This window comes from Pseudomonas campi (assembly GCF_013200955.2).
Classification (GTDB): Bacteria; Pseudomonadota; Gammaproteobacteria; order Pseudomonadales; family Pseudomonadaceae; genus Aquipseudomonas; species Aquipseudomonas campi.
Window position 1 is genome coordinate 2,320,615 of sequence record NZ_CP053697.2, and the last position, 17,525, is coordinate 2,338,139.

A 17,525-nucleotide genomic window follows, 5' to 3' on the forward strand; every position below is an offset into this window, starting at 1 on the left:
CGGGCTCACTGCCCGGCCCCGCACAGGTCGGTTGCGACAAAGGCGGGGCGACCACAGACTCCCTGCACTGGTCAGGAAAGGTGGAGTGGCAACACTCCTGGGCGTCTAGGTGGCTCAGCCTTTGTCTCAACCGACTTGAATTCTCGGGCGCCTCAGGGCGCTCTTCGCACGAGAGAGCCCGATGGCCCTGCAACTCAGCTTCGGCGAAGCCTCTGCCACCGGCCCCCGTGCCGAGAACCAGGACGCCATCCGCGTAGTCACCCCGGCGCCCGCCCTGGCGGCGAGCAAGGGCTTCCTGTTCGCCCTGGCCGATGGCGTCAGTCAATGCGCCGATGGCGGCCTGGCGGCCCGCGCCACCCTGCAGGCCCTGGCCCTCGACTACTACGCCACTCCGGAAACCTGGGCCGTGGCGCAATCACTGGATCGTCTGCTGGTCGCCCACAACCGCTGGCTGCAGGCCAACGGTGGCGGCCAGCCGCTGCTGACCACCCTCACCGCCCTGGTGCTGCGCGGCCGCCGCTTCACCCTGGCGCATGTCGGCGACTGCCGGGCCTATCGCTGCCTGGATGGTGAGATCGAACGCCTCAGCGAAGACCACGTCTGGGAACAGCCGGGCATGCAGCACGTACTCAAGCGCGCCATGGGCCTGGACCAGCACCTGGTGGTGGATTACCTAGAAGGCGAGCTGCGCGAAGGCGAACGCTTCCTGCTGGTCAGCGACGGCGTCTGGTCGACCCTCGGCGACCAGGGCATCCACAGCATGCTCAAGGACGAGAGTGACCCGGCCGCCGCCTGCCGCGCCCTGGTCAGCGCCGCCCACCTGGCCGGCAGCCAGGACAATGCCAGCGCCGTACTGGTAGACGTACAGAGCCTGCCGGACAACGACCTGGCCGACACCCTGGCCCAGCTCAAGCACTGGCCGCTGCCGCCGCGCCTGCGCGACGGGCAGAATTTCGAAGGCTGGCAGGTCGAGCGCCTGCTCGCCGAATCGCGTCAGTCACTGGTCTACCGCGTGCGTGACAACCAGTCACGCCGCTGGTTGCTAAAAACCCTGCCGGCCAGCCGCCATGACGAAGAACAGGCCGGCCCCGCCCTGCTCCTCGAAGAATGGTTCCTGCGCCGTGTGGCCGGGCGCAATTTTGCCGAAGCCCACCCGCTGCCGCAGCGCCAGCATCTCTACTACGTCCAGCGCGAGCATCAGGGCCAGACCCTCGCCGAGCACCTGCGCCTGTCCGGCCCCTTGGGCTTGCCGGAGTGGCTGGAGCTGGCGCCGCGCCTGCTCAAGGCCCTCGGCATGCTGCACCGGCGCAACCTGCTGCACCGCGACATCAAGCCGGAAAACCTGCTGTGGTGCGACGACGGTGAACTACGCGTGCTGGATTTCGGCCTGGCCTACTGCCCCGGCCTGTCCCGCGACGAAGCCCACGCCCTGCCCGGCACGCCCAGCTTTATCGCCCCGGAGGCCTTCAGCGGCGGCAAACCCAGCGCGCAGCAGGATATCTACGCCGCCGGCGTGACCCTCTATTACCTGCTCACCGGGCACTACCCCTACGGCGAGATCGAGGCCTTCCAGCACCCGCGCTTCGGCAAGCCGACCGCGCCCAGTCGCTACCGTCCGGACATCCCGACCTGGCTCGACGACTGCCTGCTGCGCGCGGTGGCGGTTAGCCCCGGCGAGCGCTTCGAAACCGCCGAGGAATGGCTGCTGGCCCTGGAACAGGGCGAACGCCAGACCCTCAGCCTGCGCCCCCGCCCATTGCTGGAGCGCGAGCCGCTCAAGGTCTGGCGCACGGTGGCACTGGTCTCGCTGCTACTGAACCTGAGCTTGCTGGTGTTGCTGCTGAAATAAGCCAGCGCACCACAACAGCGCAACTTGCTTTATACGGGTGCGCCAGACGCGCCCGCAAGCCTCCAGAAAATCGCTGAAAGCCCCTGAAAATCAAACATCTACAGAGTTGGCACGCTGCCTGCTTTAGAGAGATCGACAGTACATAAAAGCACTGCCTTCAACGTAGAAGGCGCTGCTTCCCGACAGATCGGGGCAGGACAAAGGCGTCCTCGCTAGGCAACTAGCGGGACGCCTTTTTTGTTTCTCGTGATTCTTACGCAGGAGATGGCCGGCATGAAAAAACTCAAGCTGGTAATGGTTGGCAACGGTATGGCCGGCGTGCGGACGCTGGAGGAGCTGCTCAAGCTCACTCCCGACCTCTACGACATCACCGTGTTCGGGGCCGAGCCGCACCCGAACTACAACCGCATCCTGCTCTCGCCGGTACTGGCCGGCGAACAGTGCTTCGATGAAATCGTCCTCAATGGCCTGGACTGGTACCTCGATAACAACATCGAGCTGCGCCTGGGGTGCAAGGTAGTCAGCATCGACCGCAAGAAGCGTGTGGTCACCGCCGACGACGGCAGCATGGCCGAATACGACCGCCTGATCCTGGCCACCGGCTCCAATCCCTTCATCCTGCCAGTGCCGGGCAACCGCCTGGACGGCGTAATCGCCTACCGCGACATCGCCGACACCCAGCAGATGGTCGACACCGCCAAGACCCACAGCCATGCCGTGGTCATCGGTGGCGGTCTGCTCGGCCTGGAAGCAGCCAACGGCCTGAAGATGCGCGGCATGGACGTGACCGTCGTGCACCTCTCCGACTGGCTGCTGGAACGGCAACTGGACAAGACCGCCGGCAAATTGCTGCAGAGCGCCCTGGAAGCTCGCGGCATCCACTTCCGCCTGAGCGAACAGACCGAAGAGCTGGTGGACAACGGTGACGGCCGCGTCTGCGCCGTGCAGTTCAAGAGCGGTGACGTGATTCCCGCCGACCTGGTGGTGATGGCCGCCGGCATCCGCCCCAACACCGAACTGGCCGAGAAGAGCGGCATCCCGTGCAACCGCGGCATTCTGGTCGACGACTGCCTGCAAACCTACGACCCGCGCGTCTATGCGGTCGGCGAATGCGCCAACCATCGCGGCATCGCCTACGGCCTGGTCGCTCCGCTGTTCGAACAGGCCAAGGTCTGCGCCAATCACCTGGCCATGCTCGGCACCGCGCGCTACCAGGGCTCGGTGACCTCGACCAAGCTCAAGGTGACCGGCATCGACCTGTTCTCCGCCGGCGACTTCATGGGCGCCGAAGGCACCGAGACCATCACCCTCACCGACCCCATCGGCAGCGTGTACAAGAAACTGGTGATCAAGGACGACGTACTGGTCGGTGGCTGCCTGTACGGCGACACCCTGGACGGCGGCTGGTACTTCCAGCAGATCTGCGGCGCAGCGGATATCAGCCAGGTGCGCGATCACCTGATGTTCGGCCAGGCCAGTATCGATGCGGCGAACGCCAGCGCAGCCAAGGATACCGCCCGTGCCTGAACTCAGCCTGCAACCCGTCGTGGCCCCGGCCACCCAGCACACCGCCACCACCTGCTGCTACTGCGGCGTCGGCTGTGGTGTGCTGATCGAGCATGACGGCGAGAAGATCCTCGGCGTCCAGGGCGACCCGGAGCACCCCGCCAACTTTGGCAAGCTGTGCAGCAAGGGCTCGACCCTACACCTGACCGGCGACCTCGACGCCCGCGCGCTCTACCCCGAGCTGCGTCTGGGCAAGGGCCTGGCTCGCTCGCGCAGCGACTGGGACAGCGCCCTGGATCACGCCGCCAATGTATTCGCCGAGACCATTCGCGAGCACGGCCCGGACAGCGTGGCCTTCTACATCTCCGGCCAACTGCTGACCGAGGACTACTACGCCTTCAACAAGCTGGCCCGTGCCCTGGTCGGCACCAACAACATCGACAGCAACTCGCGCCTGTGCATGTCCTCGGCCGTGGTCGGCTACAAGCGCAGCCTGGGTGCCGATGCCCCCCCGTGCAACTACGAGGACATCGAGCTGGCTGACTGCCTGCTGATCGCCGGCAGCAACATGGCCTACGCCCACCCGATCCTGTTCCGCCGTCTGGAAGCGGCCAAAGCCGCGCGGCCGGAGATGAAGATCATCGTCGTCGACCCACGGCGCACCGACACCTGCGACCTGGCCGACCTGCACCTGGCGATCCTGCCGGGTACCGATGTGGCGCTGTTCCACGGCATCCTGCACATCCTCATGTGGGAAGGCTGGGTCGACCACGCCTACATCACCGCCCACACCGAAGGCTTCGAGGCCCTGAAGAGCCTGGTGCGCGAATTTACCCCGACGGCCGTCGCCGATATCTGCGGCATCGCCCAGGCCGACCTGCTGCGCGCCGCCGAGCTGATCGGTAAATCGCCGGCATTCCTCTCGCTGTGGTGCATGGGCCTCAACCAGTCCACCGCCGGCTCAGCCAAGAACAGCGCACTGATCAACCTGCACCTGGCCACCGGGCAGATCGGCAAGATCGGCGCCGGTCCGTTCTCCCTCACCGGCCAACCGAATGCCATGGGCGGCCGCGAGACCGGCAGCCTGAGCAACCTGCTGCCGGGTCACCGCGAGGCCGGTAACCCCGAGCACCGCGCCGAAGTCGCCCGCTACTGGGGCGTCAACAGCCTGCCAGAGCGCCCCGGCCTGAGCGCCGTCGAGCTGTTCGAAGCAGTGCGCGTCGGCAAGATCAAGGCCCTATGGATCGCCTGCACCAACCCGGCACAATCGCTGCCGGACCAGCAGAAAATCCACGAAGCCCTGGCCACCTGCCCCTTCGTGGTGGTGCAGGAAGCCTTCTTCACCACCGAAACCTGCCACTACGCCGACCTTCTGCTCCCAGCCGCCAGCTGGGGCGAAAAAGAAGGCAGCGTGACCAACTCCGAGCGGCGCATTACCCATGTGCGCCGCGCCGTGCCAGCGCCCGCAGAGGCGCGGCCGGATTGGGTGATCACCTGTGATTTCGCCCGTCGCCTGGAACAACTGCTCCGCCCCGGCCTGCCCAGCCTGTTCACCTTCCTCGACAGCGAGTCGCTGTTCGAGGAATACAAACACCTGACCAGCAATCGCGACCTCGACCTGTCCGGCCTGAGCTACGCGATCCTGGATAACCAAGGTCCGCAACAGTGGCCCTTCCCGGCCGGCGCCCAGCAGGGCACCGCGCGGTTGTACGAGGATGGCCACTTCCCCACCGCCAGCGGGCGCGCGCAGTTCCTGGCCGACCCGTACTGCGCGGGCAAGGAGAAGCGCGATACGCGCTATCCACTGCTGCTCAACACCGGTCGCCTGCGCGACCAGTGGCACGGCATGAGCCGCACCGGCACCGCCGCGCGTCTGTTCGGCCACGCCGAGGAGGCCGTGCTCAGCCTGCACCCGGACGAACTGCGCCGGCGCAGCCTGCAGACGGGCGAACTGGTCACCTTGCGCAGCCGCCGCGGCGAGCTGAGCCTGCCGGTACAGGCCGACGAAAACGTGCGCCCCGGCCAGGCCTACCTGCCGATGCACTGGGGCAATCGCTTCCTCAAGGGTCTGGGCACCAACGTGCTGACCCAGCCGGCCTTCGACCCGCTGTCCAAACAGCCGGAGCTCAAACTCAGCGGTGTCGAAGTGAGCAAGGCCGAGCTGCCCTGGCAGTTCTTCGCCCTGGTCGAAGGGGATGTGCAACGCCGTTTCGAAGCGCTGCGCCCGCTGTTCGAGACATTCACCTACGCCAGCCTGACCCTCACCGGCCGCGAACGCCCGGCCCTGCTGATCAAGGCCGCCAGCGGCGAAGCCCCGCCCACCGAACTGCTGGCGCAGATCGATGCCCTGCTGGCGGTCGACGCTGGCCCGGTGCTGGCCTACGACGATCCACGGCGCACCGTGGGCAAGCGCGTGCGCATCGAGGACGGGCGCATCGTCAGCATCCGCCTGGCCGGCGAAACCGCGGCCCGCGACTGGCTGAAAGGCTTGTGGAACGACGGCCAGGCCGACGCCGACCTGCGCCGCTGGCTGCTCGCCCCGCTGTCCACTCCACCGGGCAGCAACGGCAAGAAGCTCAGCAAGACCCTGTGCAACTGCCTGAACGTCAGCCAGGACGCGGTGTGCGCCGGCATCGCCCGCGGCCTCGACCTGAACGGCCTCAAGCAGGAGCTGAAATGCGGCACCAGCTGCGGCTCCTGCGTACCGGAAATCAAACGTCTGCTGGCGACCCAACCGGTAGCCGTCAGCGCCTGACCCTGTAGGAGCGAGCTCTGCTCGCGAAGCTTTTGGATAGCCGGGATTCGCGAGCAGAGCTCGCTCCCACAATGAGTACGAGGAAAGGTCGATGAGCGCAAAAGTCTGGCTGGTAGGCGCAGGTCCTGGTGATCCTGAACTGCTGACCCTCAAGGCGGTGAAAGCCCTCAACCAGGCCGAGATCGTGATGATCGACGACCTGGTCAACCCGGCCGTGCTGGAACACTGCCCGGATGCGCGCATCGTCCCGGTGGGCAAGCGCGGCGGCTGCCGCTCCACCCCGCAGGCCTTCATCCACCGCCTGATGCTGCGCTACGCGCGCCAGGGCAAGTGCGTGGTGCGCCTGAAAGGTGGCGACCCGTGCATCTTCGGTCGTGGCAGCGAGGAAGCCGACTGGCTGGCCGAGCACGGCATCGAAGTGGAAATGGTCAACGGCATCACCGCCGGCCTGGCCGGCGCCACCAACTGCGGCATCCCCCTGACCCTGCGCGGCGTGGCCCGCGGCGTGACCCTGGTCACCGCCCACACCCAGGACGACAGCAGCCTCAACTGGCCGGCCCTGGCGCAGAGCGGCACCACCCTGGTGGTGTACATGGGCGTGGCCAAGCTGCCGGACATCCGCGAAAGCCTGCTGGCCGGCGGCATGCGCGCCGACATGCCGGTGGCGATGATCGAAAACGCCTCGCTGCCCCACCAGCGCGAGTGCCGCAGCAACCTGGCGAGCATGCAGCAGGCTGCCCACGACTTTCAGCTCAAGAGCCCGGCGATCCTGGTGATCGGTGAAGTGGCCGCGCAGCAACAGATTCAAGCTTTGGCAGAGATTGCCTAACCCCCTTCGCTCCTGCGGAGAAATGCTTTGCCCGGCCTTTTGGCCGGGCTTTTTTTGCCGCGGATTTTCTAAAAAATCCTCAGGATATGGAAATATCACTTTTCGAGAAAAGCGAGGAGCGATTTATTTTCTAACACCACACACTACGGAGGTATCGTCAATAAATAAATCCGCTCCTTATCGGCTATCTATATAGATTATGCAGATAGCGACTGCATCCAATTCTTGAAAAAGTCACGCTGTTCTTTAGTGGTGACTTCACTCTTCACCACGTCTGGAGTAAATATATTCACCAAGTCACTTTTTTTGGCTGGGAACCCTAGTGATAGTTCATACGCAATCAAACCACACCCCATCTGGCTTGACATTCTGGAGGGATGAACGTTGATTTTAGCCCCCTTGCACTGAAATATATATCCAGGGAGTCTTTCGCGCAGACTCAAGAAAGAAGAAAATATATCTGTGCCCGTGCTGGTGAATTTCGCCCCATCCGCAAAGACCACGCTAACTGATGCAGGCTGTTCGGAGTAAGTTAGCTTCACCTTCTCTGCTTTATTATTGAAAATCACTTCTAGAATTACGCTTTCCATTATTTTTCTGCCTTGGGATTAGAGCGCCAAAGGGGGCAGATTTATTTTCTAACACTACATGACATGGAGGCACCGGCAATAATAAATCTGCCTCCCTTTCGCTCTCTTTTTCGCCCCATTGAATAACTCTAATTCCTGTTCGAGAAACGTAGAGCCCTGAAAACCAAATATGTTTTAAGCCTCACCCCCATTCAAATAGACAGAAGGACCGCTCAGAGAAACGAATTTCGCCTTAAATTCTATCAGCGAAGTGGAGTTTGAGGCCTTGATATAGAAAGATCCACTTGTGTGCTCGATAGATATATCCAACTGCTCTTTGCAGGGTATGTTTTTTACCAATAACTCGCTAACTGATAAGCAGTACAAGCCTAAGCGACATCTATTAAATCTTCCCCATTTTGGAGGGGGGATGTCAGGCAGACTTAGAATATCGAACTGCATAATAAGTTTCGGCTGGTCATTCTCCAGCGTCAGTGAAAATAGTTCAATTTTGTCTATTTCTACGGGATAAGAGAAAACGATATTGAATAATTTATTGCCTTCTAGCTGGTTCCAGATTCTCATTCTTTCACCCTAAAATAGTAATGGTCGGCTGCGCCGTCCACCTTCCCGGTGCGTGGATTTGCTATTGGTCGCAGGTTGAAGTGGGGTGGCTGATCCCCACGGCCGCCGACATCGTTAAATTGATGACCAAGAGAGTGCTCTTGTATGAGGACTGTGCTTCCGTCTGCACGAGTATATTGATATACCCGAGTCATGACTGGCTTGCCATTGGCATCAAGTATTGGTTCTTTATCATGTCCAGTTAGGGGCTCATATTTGTACTGCTGCACTCTACCTGTCCTTGAGTCAAAGACGGGGTCGGGTTGTTGGTTTTTGGCGATACCTGCATCACGCTTAGCCTCATTGAACGCCCCATTCCGAGAAACTTCCGGGGTTTCTGGCCCCCCCTCATCTACCTTCGCATTTTCCACCGGATCTTTCTTTCCTCCGGTGGTTGACTTACCAGTTCCTGGGCATCCATTCAGCCCCAGCGGATCCACCCACCCCGTCGGATTCGGCACGTACTGGTAGTTGTTCAACCCACCCGCCAGCTTGATCGGGTCCGGCGTCAGGAATGATCCCGTGGTGGGGTTGTAGTAGCGGTGGCGGTTGTAGTGCAGCCCCGTTTCGGCGTCGAAGTACTGGCCCTGGAAGCGTAGCGGGTTGTCGACTTCCGCGACTTCCACCTTGGCCAGGCTGCCATAGGCGCGGTACTTCACCGACCAGAGAATTTGCCCGTCAGCGCTGGTCACTTCCTGCGGGGTGCCCAAGTGGTCGAGCTGGTAGTAGAAGGGTTCAGTGGCATCGCCTTCGCCTTTCAGCAGCGCCAGGGGGCGGAAGGTACCGGGTTCGTAGACGTAGCTGCGATAGTGCACCGGGCTGCTTTCGGCGATCAGGCGTTCGCCCTGCCAGAGGAACTCGGTGGTCTGGCCATCCAGCGTCTTGGCGATGCGCCGGCCGAAGGCGTCATAGCGATACTGTACGCAGCGACCATCCGGCAGGCTGGCGCCGATCAGGCGGTGTTGGCTGTCGTACTGGTACTCGGTGACCAGCCGCTTGCCGGCGCCACGACGCTCGCGTACCAGGTTGCCGAAGGCATCGTAGTCATAGTGGCTGTCGCCTTGCATCAGCAGGCGGTTGCCCTTGACGTTGGCCAGGCCGCTCGGTGTGGCCGTGTTCTGCGCTAGGAGAGTGCCGGCTGGGTCGTGGGCGAAGCTCTCTGGCAGGTCGCCACGCACGGACACCAGGCGATCCAGCGGGTCGTAGTGGAAGCTGCGGTTGCCCTTGCGCGAGTCCTCAATGGCGGCGAGGTTGCCACTGGCATCGTAGTGGTACTGGCGTTGCAGCAGTTGGCGATGGTCGCTGCGCACCCGGTGGGCCTGCAGTCGGCCCTGGTCGTCGTAGTCGTATTCGCTGAGCAGGGCGCCCTGGCGCCGGTAGCGCTCGCGACCTTGTTCGAACTGGTGACGGGTCAGCGGCTGGTCGTTGAGATCGATGCCCGCCAGCTCTCCGCCAGGGCGATAGCGATAGTCCAGGCGGCTGCCGTCGGGCAGGCGGCAGTGGCCCAATTGGCCGAGCGCGTCGTATTCGTAGCGCAGGGTCGCCCAGCCCTGGTGCTCCTCGATCAGGCGGTCGCGCAGATCGTAGGCGTAGGCCATTGGCCATTGACCGTCGTCGACGCCGACCAGTCGACCCAGGCCATCGTAGGCATAGTGGATCTGTTCGCCATCGGCCAGGGTCTTGACCAGCAGGCGGCCAGCGCTATCGCGCTGGTAGGCGGTGATCCGCTCGCTGCCGTCCTCGGCGAACTCCTTCTTCTCGATCAGGTGGCCGGCGAGGTCGTAGCGGTAGGCGGTCTGGCGCCCGTCGAAGCCGGTCTCCTGGCTGATCAGCCCGTTGGGGTGGTAGTCCAGCCGGTAATGTTCGCCGCGCTCGTTCTCGATATCGGTGAGCAGCAGGCGCGCATTGTCATAGCGGTAACGCAGCTGGCTGCCGTCGGAATTGATGCGGCGACTGACCAGGTGCAGGCCGTCGGCATATTCGTAGCGGGTGACGCGGCCTTGCTCGTCGCGCTCGCTGGTGACCTTGCCGTAGGCGTTGTAGCTGTAGGCCCGGCTGGCGCCGCCAGGCAGGGTGACCTGGGCCAGGTGGCCGGCGGCATCCCATTGGTACTGGGTCAGCGCGTCGTTCTCGTCCTGGCGAGTGATCAGGCGGCCGAAGGCGTCGTAGCGGTAACGGCGGACGCCGGCGGCGGGCAGCTGTTCCTCGATCAGCTCGCCCTGGGCGTTCCATACCAGTAGATGCTGGCTACCGTCCGGATGGCGAATTTCCAACAGGCGGCCACGAGCATCGTAGCGGTAATGGGTGACCTGACCGAGTGGGTCGGTTTGTGCGGTAATGTCGCCTTGCGCGTTGCGCCCGTACTTCCAGATGGCTTCGCCGCGGCGCACGCTGCAGATGCGGCCGTCGAGGTAGTCGTAGTAGGTCGGCTCACCCTCCGAAGGGATCAAGGCTTGCAGATGCCCGGCCGTGTTGTAGCGGTACTCGGTTAGTGCCCCAAGCGGGCTCTGCTCGGCGATCAACTGCCCCTTGTCGTCGTAGGACCTGAGTGTTTCGCCGCCGTCCGGATCGACCTGGCGCACCAGGCGCGCATTCTGGTCATGGACGTAGGTTTCCTCGCTGCCATCGGCGTTGACCACGGTGACGCCGCCATGGTCGTCCCAGTTGTAACGCGCGTCCATCTGGCCGAAGTTGGCCCAGTGGTGTACGCACCGCGACATCTTGCCCTGACCCTGCCATTCCCAGTAGAAGGCCGCGCCGCCGGCCAGCTGGCGTTCGAGAATCACGTTGTCCTGGTCGTAGCGGTAGCGCTCGGTCTCGCCCAGGGCGTTGCTGGCGGCGACCAACTGGCCCAGCTGGTTGTACTGGTAGCTAACCAGGGTCTGCACGCTCTGCCAGCTGGCTTCTTCGTTCTCAGCCGGGCGCTGGATCTGGTAGTCCACGGCGACGATGCGGCTGCTCTCGTAACGCAGCAACAGGGCGCGCCCTGCCCCGCTGAGGCGTCGTGGCCGACCGGCCAAGTCGCGGTTGAGATTGAGGCGGTTGCCATAGGCATCGCTGATGGCGATCAGGTAGCCACCCAGGGCATCGCGGCGAAAGTGGTAGAAGCGCGGTGTCTTGCCGGCCTGCGCCAGGATCAGCTCGGCGGGATCCTGACCGAGGTAGATGGCGGCGCGAGCCAGGCGGTTGGTGATGGCCGGCCGCTGCTCGCTGGGGATGGGAAAGTGGGTGCGGCGATTCTCGTGGTCGGTCCAGACCAGGCTTTCACCTTCCAGTTCGAGGCGCTGAGCCAGGCTGTGGCTCCAGCCGAAGCCCAAGCCGCAGTCGAGTTCCGCAGCGCTGGTGCGATAGAGCCTGTCCCAGGCAAAGGGCAGCACGCCTTCCAGGGTGGCATCGGTGAGGGTAAGCAGCTCCTCGCCGGTGACCATGGAGACGGGGCAACCGTGGGAACAGGTATTGTCGGCTTGGTCGGCAGGCTGGTCATTAGGTGTTTTGGCGGTGGTGGAGGCGTCATCCACGGCTTCGCTCTTATCCGTGCGAAAGCCCGGCCGCTTTCTGTTGCGCACCAGAGAGAGCGCATCCTCCACCACCTGATTAATCTTCTGCGGAAGGCTCTTGACCATCAGGGGTACTTTGGCCGAGCTGTTGACCAGCATGCTGCCGCTGGCCACAAGTGGGGCCACTACCTTGGCGTGAGCGCTCAGTGCATGGCTGCGGCTGATGTCGATCAGTCCCTGCATGGCATCGACCAGATTGTCCGTCGCAGGCGTTACCTTGACTACTTTCTTGAGCCCTTTGACCGAGAGCCGGAAGGCGAGGCCCAGGCCGCCGGCAAGCACTATGCCAAGCAGTATGTTGAGCAGTATTCCCGCTTCGAATGCACTGATCATTTCGGCGGCTTCAACGGGCGGCAGCAGCTCTGCCCAGCAGCAGATGGTCGCCGCGAAGAAGAAGATCAGGGGCTCGTCGTGCAGGATCATCAAGGCCGTGTGCAGAAGATCCTTGGCTTGCTCCTTGAGCTTTTGGAAGTCCAGTTCGGAAATGAAATTGAGCAAATGCTCCTTGAACTTGTCCAGATCGCTGAGCATTTCGATGAGGCTTTTCACATCGTCGATGATGTTGCTCATCGCATGCCCGACACCGGCCAGGAAGGCTTGGTTGATCTCCAACAAACGGCGCGGATCCCCGACTGGGGACATCATCAGCCAGTGTGCGGAAATGCGCGTGGTCCATTCCTGCAGGAGCCAGCCGTGCAGGTTGTCCAGCAGGCCCGTATAGGAGGTGAACAGTGCGTTCATCTCGGGTTCGCCGACAGTCGGGTAGAAGGTCACCCGATACTGGCGATTGGGGCTGCAGCCGCTGATCGATGCCTTGCCGTCGGCGTCCAGCCTGCCGGTGAATTTCTGCGGCGCAGGGCCGAAGGGGCCGGTTACTTCTTCCATCTCATAGGGGGTGTTGCCGATAGGCACGAAGGAGACGGTTTCGAAACGGTGCAGGATGTTGAGCTTGCCGTTGGCCGAGCAGGCGGCGTAATCCTTTACCTTGCTGTCGTCCTTGTCGACGGCAACCTTAAGTACCTCATTGCCGAGATCGTCGGTAAGACGGATCTGTTGCTCGACATCCAGCATCCAACCGGTCTTCCAGTCCTCCGCAAAGCCCTTGTAGTGGTTGAGGATGTCCTGACGGAATTTGTCGATTACCTGCTTGCCATCGGGCTTTTCGGCATACAGACCGTGCAGCATGAACAGCATTTTGGCGATTACGGAGGACATTATCGGGCGGTTTCCTTTTCCAGTAGCGCCAGCAGGCGCTGCTTCAGTCGGTCATCCATGGCGCCATTGCGTACATGGCGCTCGACCTTGAGCTGTAGATTTGGGGTTGGCAGGGCGAAATACAGATCGGCGTGCTCTTCGCGCAGCCATTGCATGAGGTTGTCGACGAGAGTGCTGGGGTCTTCGCCCATCAGTGTGGCTATCAAATCCGCAGGCACCTGCCACCAGGGGTAGGTTTTGGCGGGCTGCAGCGGCACGGGATCGACTTGTACGGCTCGGCCATTGACCCAATAGCGGTGCACTGTGGGTAGAACCTGGGTGATTTCCTGCCCCAGATGTTTCAGGGTGGGAAGCCAGTAACTGCCGTCCCAGAAGCGGAAGAACACTTCGGCGCCATCCGGCATTCGCACCTGGGTCAGACTGCGCAGATGGTCGAGCACGGATTCCGGCGGGTGGGGCGACATCGCCAGCCAGCCCCAGTCCTGGGTAGGAGCCTCATCTATCCAGTCCAGGAAGTTGCTGCCGATTTCCAGTTCGCCCAGATAGGGCATCACCTCCTGCCAGCCAGCGTAGGGCGTGCCGCTCCAGATCGGCCGTGGCAGGATGATGCTCGCCTGTTGGTAATAGGCCTGCAGCGGGTTGGCTTCGCTGGCATTACCCATCACCACATAGAGGCGCTGCCCCTCCTGCCACTCCGCCCCCAGCCAGTCTCGGATGGAGAACAGTTCAGATGGCACAGGCACCTCCCTTGCACTTCTCGCACTCCTCGCAGAAAGGAGCATTGCGCTTGAGAGTCTGGATCTGGGCTGGAGTGAGCAGTGCACCGGCTTTATCGGCATCGGCCTGCTGCAATGCGCCAGGCAGCAGTGCGGAGATGCCGCTACCCACGCCCGGCGCCCCGCCCGAGTTGATCTTGATCGTCGCCCCGCTCAGGGTCACGCCACCCGGATCGAGCTTGAGCCAGCTGCCGCCGCCCTTGGCGGTGAGCTCCATGCCGGCCTCGATCACCACCTTGCTGCCGGCGTGATAGTGGATTTCGTTGCCGGTCTCGGTGAACTGGGCCGTGCCCAGTTTGATGTGCTGAGTGCTTGTTACGGTGAGGTGGTCATTGCTGCGTGCCTCGACCTTGCGGTCGGCGTGGGTGGTGCGGTGTTCCTCGGCTTTCAGTTCGGTGTAGCTGTTGGCCTCGACCGTGTCGTGGCGTTCGTGGCCGATGCGGATCTTCTGGTCGTTTTCGACGTTTTCGTCCCAGTCTTTCTGGGCGTGCAGGTAGATCTGTTCCTGGCCCTTGCGGTCCTCGATGCGCAGTTCGTTGTAGCCGCCGCCACCGGGCGAGCTGAGGGTCTTGAACACGCTGCGGGTCTTGTTCGCCGGCAGGTCGTAGGGCACCACGTGCTCGGCGTGGTACAGGCAGCCGGTGACCAGGGGTTGGTCGGGATCGCCTTCGAGGAAGCTGACCAGCACCTCCATGCCAACCCGCGGGATGGCGATGCCGCCGTAGCGGTCGCCGGCCCAGCTGCTGGCCACGCGCAGCCAGCAACTGGTCTTGTCGTCGGCCTGGCCTTCGCGGTCCCAGTGGAATTGCACTTTCACCCGGCCGTACTGGTCGCAGTGGATCTCCTCGCCCTTGGGGCCGGTGACCACGGCGGTCTGGCTGCCGAGCACCTTGGGCTTGGCATGTTGCAGAGCCGGGCGGAATGGATCGGCCCAGGGCGTGGCGCTGAAGCGGTTGCGGTAGCCCTGCTGGAAATCCTCGCCATCCAGCGCCTGACCGGCCCGGCCGCCACCGACAAAGTCAGTCACCGACTCTTCCAGCACTTGCGGTTGCTTGCCTTGGTGCCAGACCTCACGCAGCAGCCACAGATCGTTCAATGGTGCGCTGGGGTGCTGCTGCAGGCTGAGGAAGTGGCCGCAGGCCAGGGATGCATCGCTCTTGCCTTCGGCCTGGGTGTAGTCGCTGCGCAGGCGTTCCAGGGCGCGCTTGGCCAGGTGTTTGCCGCGTTCGCGCTCAGTGAAGCGGCCGGGAAAGTCGTAGACCTCCAGGCTCGGCTGGAAAGCGCTGTTCTGCGTGGCTTGCAGGGTCAGACGCGGCTTCTCGAAATCGTAATCGCGGTAGCTGGCCTGGGTGCTGCGCGTGGCCAGGCGCACGTGGAACGCACGTACCACCGCATGCTCGGCGGCCAGGCCGCTGTCCTGCTGGTAGTTGAGCGCCGGCAGCTTGCGGAACACCGTCTGGTCGTCGCCGAACACCAGCACATGGACATTCTCGCTGTGCTGGAAGTGAAAGCTGATGCCCTCCTCCTCGCACAGGCGCTGAATGAAGTGCAGGTCGGATTCGTCGTACTGGGTGCAGTAGTCGCGCGTGGGGTAGACGCTGCCAAGCTGGAACTTGTAGGCGCCCTGCTGGATGCCGTGTTCCTCGAGCAGTTGCGCAATGATCTGCGGCACGCTCAGTTGCTGGAAGATGCGCTGGTTATGGCGGTGTTGCAGGTAGGCCAGCTGCGGTTGCAGGCTGATGCGGTAGCGGGTCAGGCGCTTGCCGGAGTCACCTTGTTCGATGGCGTAGACCAGCCCATGCACGCCGCCACCGGGGCCGAAGGCGAGAAAGGCCGGCTGGTTGAGCAGCGCTTGCAGATCCAGCTGCGGGTCCTGGCTGACCAGGTCGATGCTGAACACATACGGCTGGTTGAGCGCCTCGCGACCCTCGAACGCCAGTACCTGCAGGTCGCTGGCGATACCCTGAATGCTCAGGGAAATATGCGTTTGATTGGCATCCTTCACGCCCTAACCTCCTTCCTGGAGTTTGCAGAAGGCGCAAGGGTGCCCAAGCGGGCGCACAGCTTCAATCGCCGGATTGCCGAATCATGGCCCCGGTCAAAGAAATCGACTATTTAACTGCGCCAAACCGCTGCAATGGGCGCGAGACAGCCTCGCGCCTTGCAGCAGGACACCCGCCGGCAGCTATTCCTGCCAGACCACCTCGCCGGAGCGACTGCCCCAGGCGTGGAAATGCGGACTGTACGCGCCCTCGACCGAGGCCCGCTTGATCTTCAGAGTCGGCGTCAGGAAGCCGTTCTCCACCGCCCAGATTTCCGGCACCAGCACCAGCCCGTTGAGCTTCTCGTGTTTGTCCAGCGCCTGGTTGGTTTCCTCCAGCAGACGCTTGAGGCTGCCCTCGAGCTGCTCGCGCGGCTCCTTGCGCCCGGCCTCGGACAGCACACACAGCGCCAGCGGCTGCGGCAGGCCATCGCCAACCACGCAGACCTGCTCGATATGCGAGTGCACCGCCAGGAGGTTCTCGATCGGCGCTGGGGCCACGTACTTGCCCTTGCTGGTCTTGAAGATTTCCTTGATCCGCCCGGTCAGGCGCAGGTTACCGTCGGCATCCTGCTCGCCCTTGTCGCCGGTACGCAGGAAGCCGTCCTCGGTCATGGCTTCGGCGGTCTTGCCCGGCTCCTTGAAATAGCCCTGCATGGTCGAGCCGCTGCGCACCAGCACCTCGCCCTCCTCGCTGATGCGTACTTCCACGCCGGGGTTGTTCTGGCCGATCCAGCCCTGCTTGAACTTGCCGGGACGACAGACGTGCGAGTAACCGCAATTCTCGGTCATGCCATACACCTCCTGCAGCTCCAGGCCCAGGCGGCGGTACCAGTTGAGCAGCGCCTCGGGCACCGGCGCCGCACCGGACAGGCCATAGCGCACGGCATCCAGGCCCAGGCCGCGCAGCACCTTGCGCCCGAACAAGCGCCCGAGCAGCGGAATAGAGAGAAGGACATCCAGCGTGCTGGCGGACATCTTCGAGTACACACCCATCTGGAACTTGGTCCAGATCCGCGGCACGCCGAAGAACACCGTCGGCCTGGCGCGGCGCAGGTCGGCGAGGAAGGTATCCAGGCTCTCGGCGAAGTACACCGTCAGGCCGCTGTACAGCGAATTGAGCTCGACGAACATGCGCTCGGCCACATGACACAAGGGCAGGTAGGACAGCACCCGATCGCTATCGGAAACACCAAACAACTCAGTGGCGTGGCTGGCGGTGAAACCGAAGTTGCCGAAGTTGTGCATCACGCCCTTGGGCATGCCGGTGGTGCCGGAGGTGTAGATGATGGTGGCCAACTGGTCGGCCGCCGGGCGCGGAGTGTCCTGGATCGGCGCACTGGCCTGCAGGTCCTGCCAGGTACGGTCGAAACGGCCGTGCGGGTGCAACGGCAGACACACGGTGATGACGCCCTCGGGCACGCCGGGCGCCATCGCTGGCCAGTCATCCAGCTTGCCGATGAATGCCACGCGGGCCTCGGCATGCTCGAGCACCTGGCGCACGGAGTCGCCGGTGAGATTGGGATACAGCGGCACCGAGACATGCCCGGCCATCCAGATCGCCAGGTCGGTGACGATCCAGTGTGCGCAGTTCTTCGAGATGATGGCGATCCGGCTGCCCGGCTCCAATTCCAGGCTGCGCAGCCAGCTGGCGGCGCGGCGCGCCTGCTCGCCGACCTCGGACCAGCTCAGCTCCTCGACCTGGCCATTGCCCTGGGGCTGGATCAGGTACGTCTTGTTCGGGTGACGCGACTCACGCTCGAAAAACACCTCGAGCGGTAAACGGACTGCACTGGCCACGGGG

9 protein-coding genes and 1 pseudogene are annotated in these 17,525 nt (G+C 63.1%); 4 read left to right on the forward strand and 6 right to left on the reverse strand.

Going from position 1 to position 17,525, the window contains the following annotated elements; all coding sequences use genetic code 11:
- Positions 1–181: 181 nt before the first annotated feature.
- The 4 genes and pseudogenes from HNE05_RS10845 (at position 182) to cobA (ending at position 6,939) form a co-directional block, all read left to right on the forward strand.
- Complete coding sequence (locus HNE05_RS10845; RefSeq protein ID WP_173206879.1) at positions 182–1,849, forward strand: bifunctional protein-serine/threonine kinase/phosphatase; 1,668 nt, start codon at positions 182–184, stop codon at positions 1,847–1,849.
- Positions 1,850–2,122: 273 nt separating this feature from the next.
- Positions 2,123–3,331, forward strand: a pseudogene (locus HNE05_RS10850) (NAD(P)/FAD-dependent oxidoreductase); the annotation flags it as partial.
- Between the two features lie 64 nt (positions 3,332–3,395).
- The gene (locus HNE05_RS10855; RefSeq protein WP_240008853.1) at positions 3,396–6,110 is read left to right on the forward strand and encodes a nitrate reductase; all 2,715 of its coding nucleotides are present in this window, start codon (positions 3,396–3,398) and stop codon (positions 6,108–6,110) included.
- A gap of 91 nt (positions 6,111–6,201) precedes the next feature.
- Positions 6,202–6,939, forward strand: a complete 738-nt coding sequence (cobA, locus tag HNE05_RS10860) for a uroporphyrinogen-III C-methyltransferase (RefSeq protein WP_173206883.1) — start codon at positions 6,202–6,204, stop codon at positions 6,937–6,939.
- Between the two features lie 197 nt (positions 6,940–7,136).
- Here the strand turns inward: cobA and HNE05_RS10865 are convergent, their stop codons facing one another.
- The 6 genes from HNE05_RS10865 to HNE05_RS10890 all read right to left on the reverse strand — a co-directional run bounded on the left by HNE05_RS10865 (position 7,137) and on the right by HNE05_RS10890 (position 17,521).
- The gene (locus HNE05_RS10865; protein ID WP_173206884.1) at positions 7,137–7,529 is read right to left on the reverse strand and encodes a hypothetical protein; all 393 of its coding nucleotides are present in this window, start codon (positions 7,527–7,529) and stop codon (positions 7,137–7,139) included.
- A 174-nt stretch (positions 7,530–7,703) separates the two neighbouring features.
- Positions 7,704–8,093, reverse strand: a complete 390-nt coding sequence (locus tag HNE05_RS10870) for an Imm50 family immunity protein (RefSeq protein WP_173206885.1) — start codon at positions 8,091–8,093, stop codon at positions 7,704–7,706.
- The gene (locus HNE05_RS10875; RefSeq protein ID WP_173206886.1) at positions 8,090–12,904 is read right to left on the reverse strand and encodes an RHS repeat-associated core domain-containing protein; all 4,815 of its coding nucleotides are present in this window, start codon (positions 12,902–12,904) and stop codon (positions 8,090–8,092) included. The genes HNE05_RS10870 and HNE05_RS10875 overlap by 4 nt, the downstream gene beginning before the upstream one ends.
- On the reverse strand, positions 12,904–13,641 hold the full coding sequence (locus HNE05_RS10880; RefSeq protein ID WP_240008749.1) for a DUF4123 domain-containing protein: 738 nt from the start codon (positions 13,639–13,641) through the stop codon (positions 12,904–12,906). The genes HNE05_RS10875 and HNE05_RS10880 overlap by 1 nt, the downstream gene beginning before the upstream one ends.
- Complete coding sequence (locus HNE05_RS10885) at positions 13,631–15,685, reverse strand: type VI secretion system Vgr family protein (protein ID WP_173206888.1); 2,055 nt, start codon at positions 15,683–15,685, stop codon at positions 13,631–13,633. The genes HNE05_RS10880 and HNE05_RS10885 overlap by 11 nt, the downstream gene beginning before the upstream one ends.
- A 180-nt stretch (positions 15,686–15,865) precedes the next feature.
- Positions 15,866–17,521: an AMP-binding protein gene (locus HNE05_RS10890; protein ID WP_173206889.1), complete on the reverse strand. Its 1,656-nt coding sequence runs from the start codon at positions 17,519–17,521 to the stop codon at positions 15,866–15,868.
- Positions 17,522–17,525: the final 4 nt, after the last annotated feature.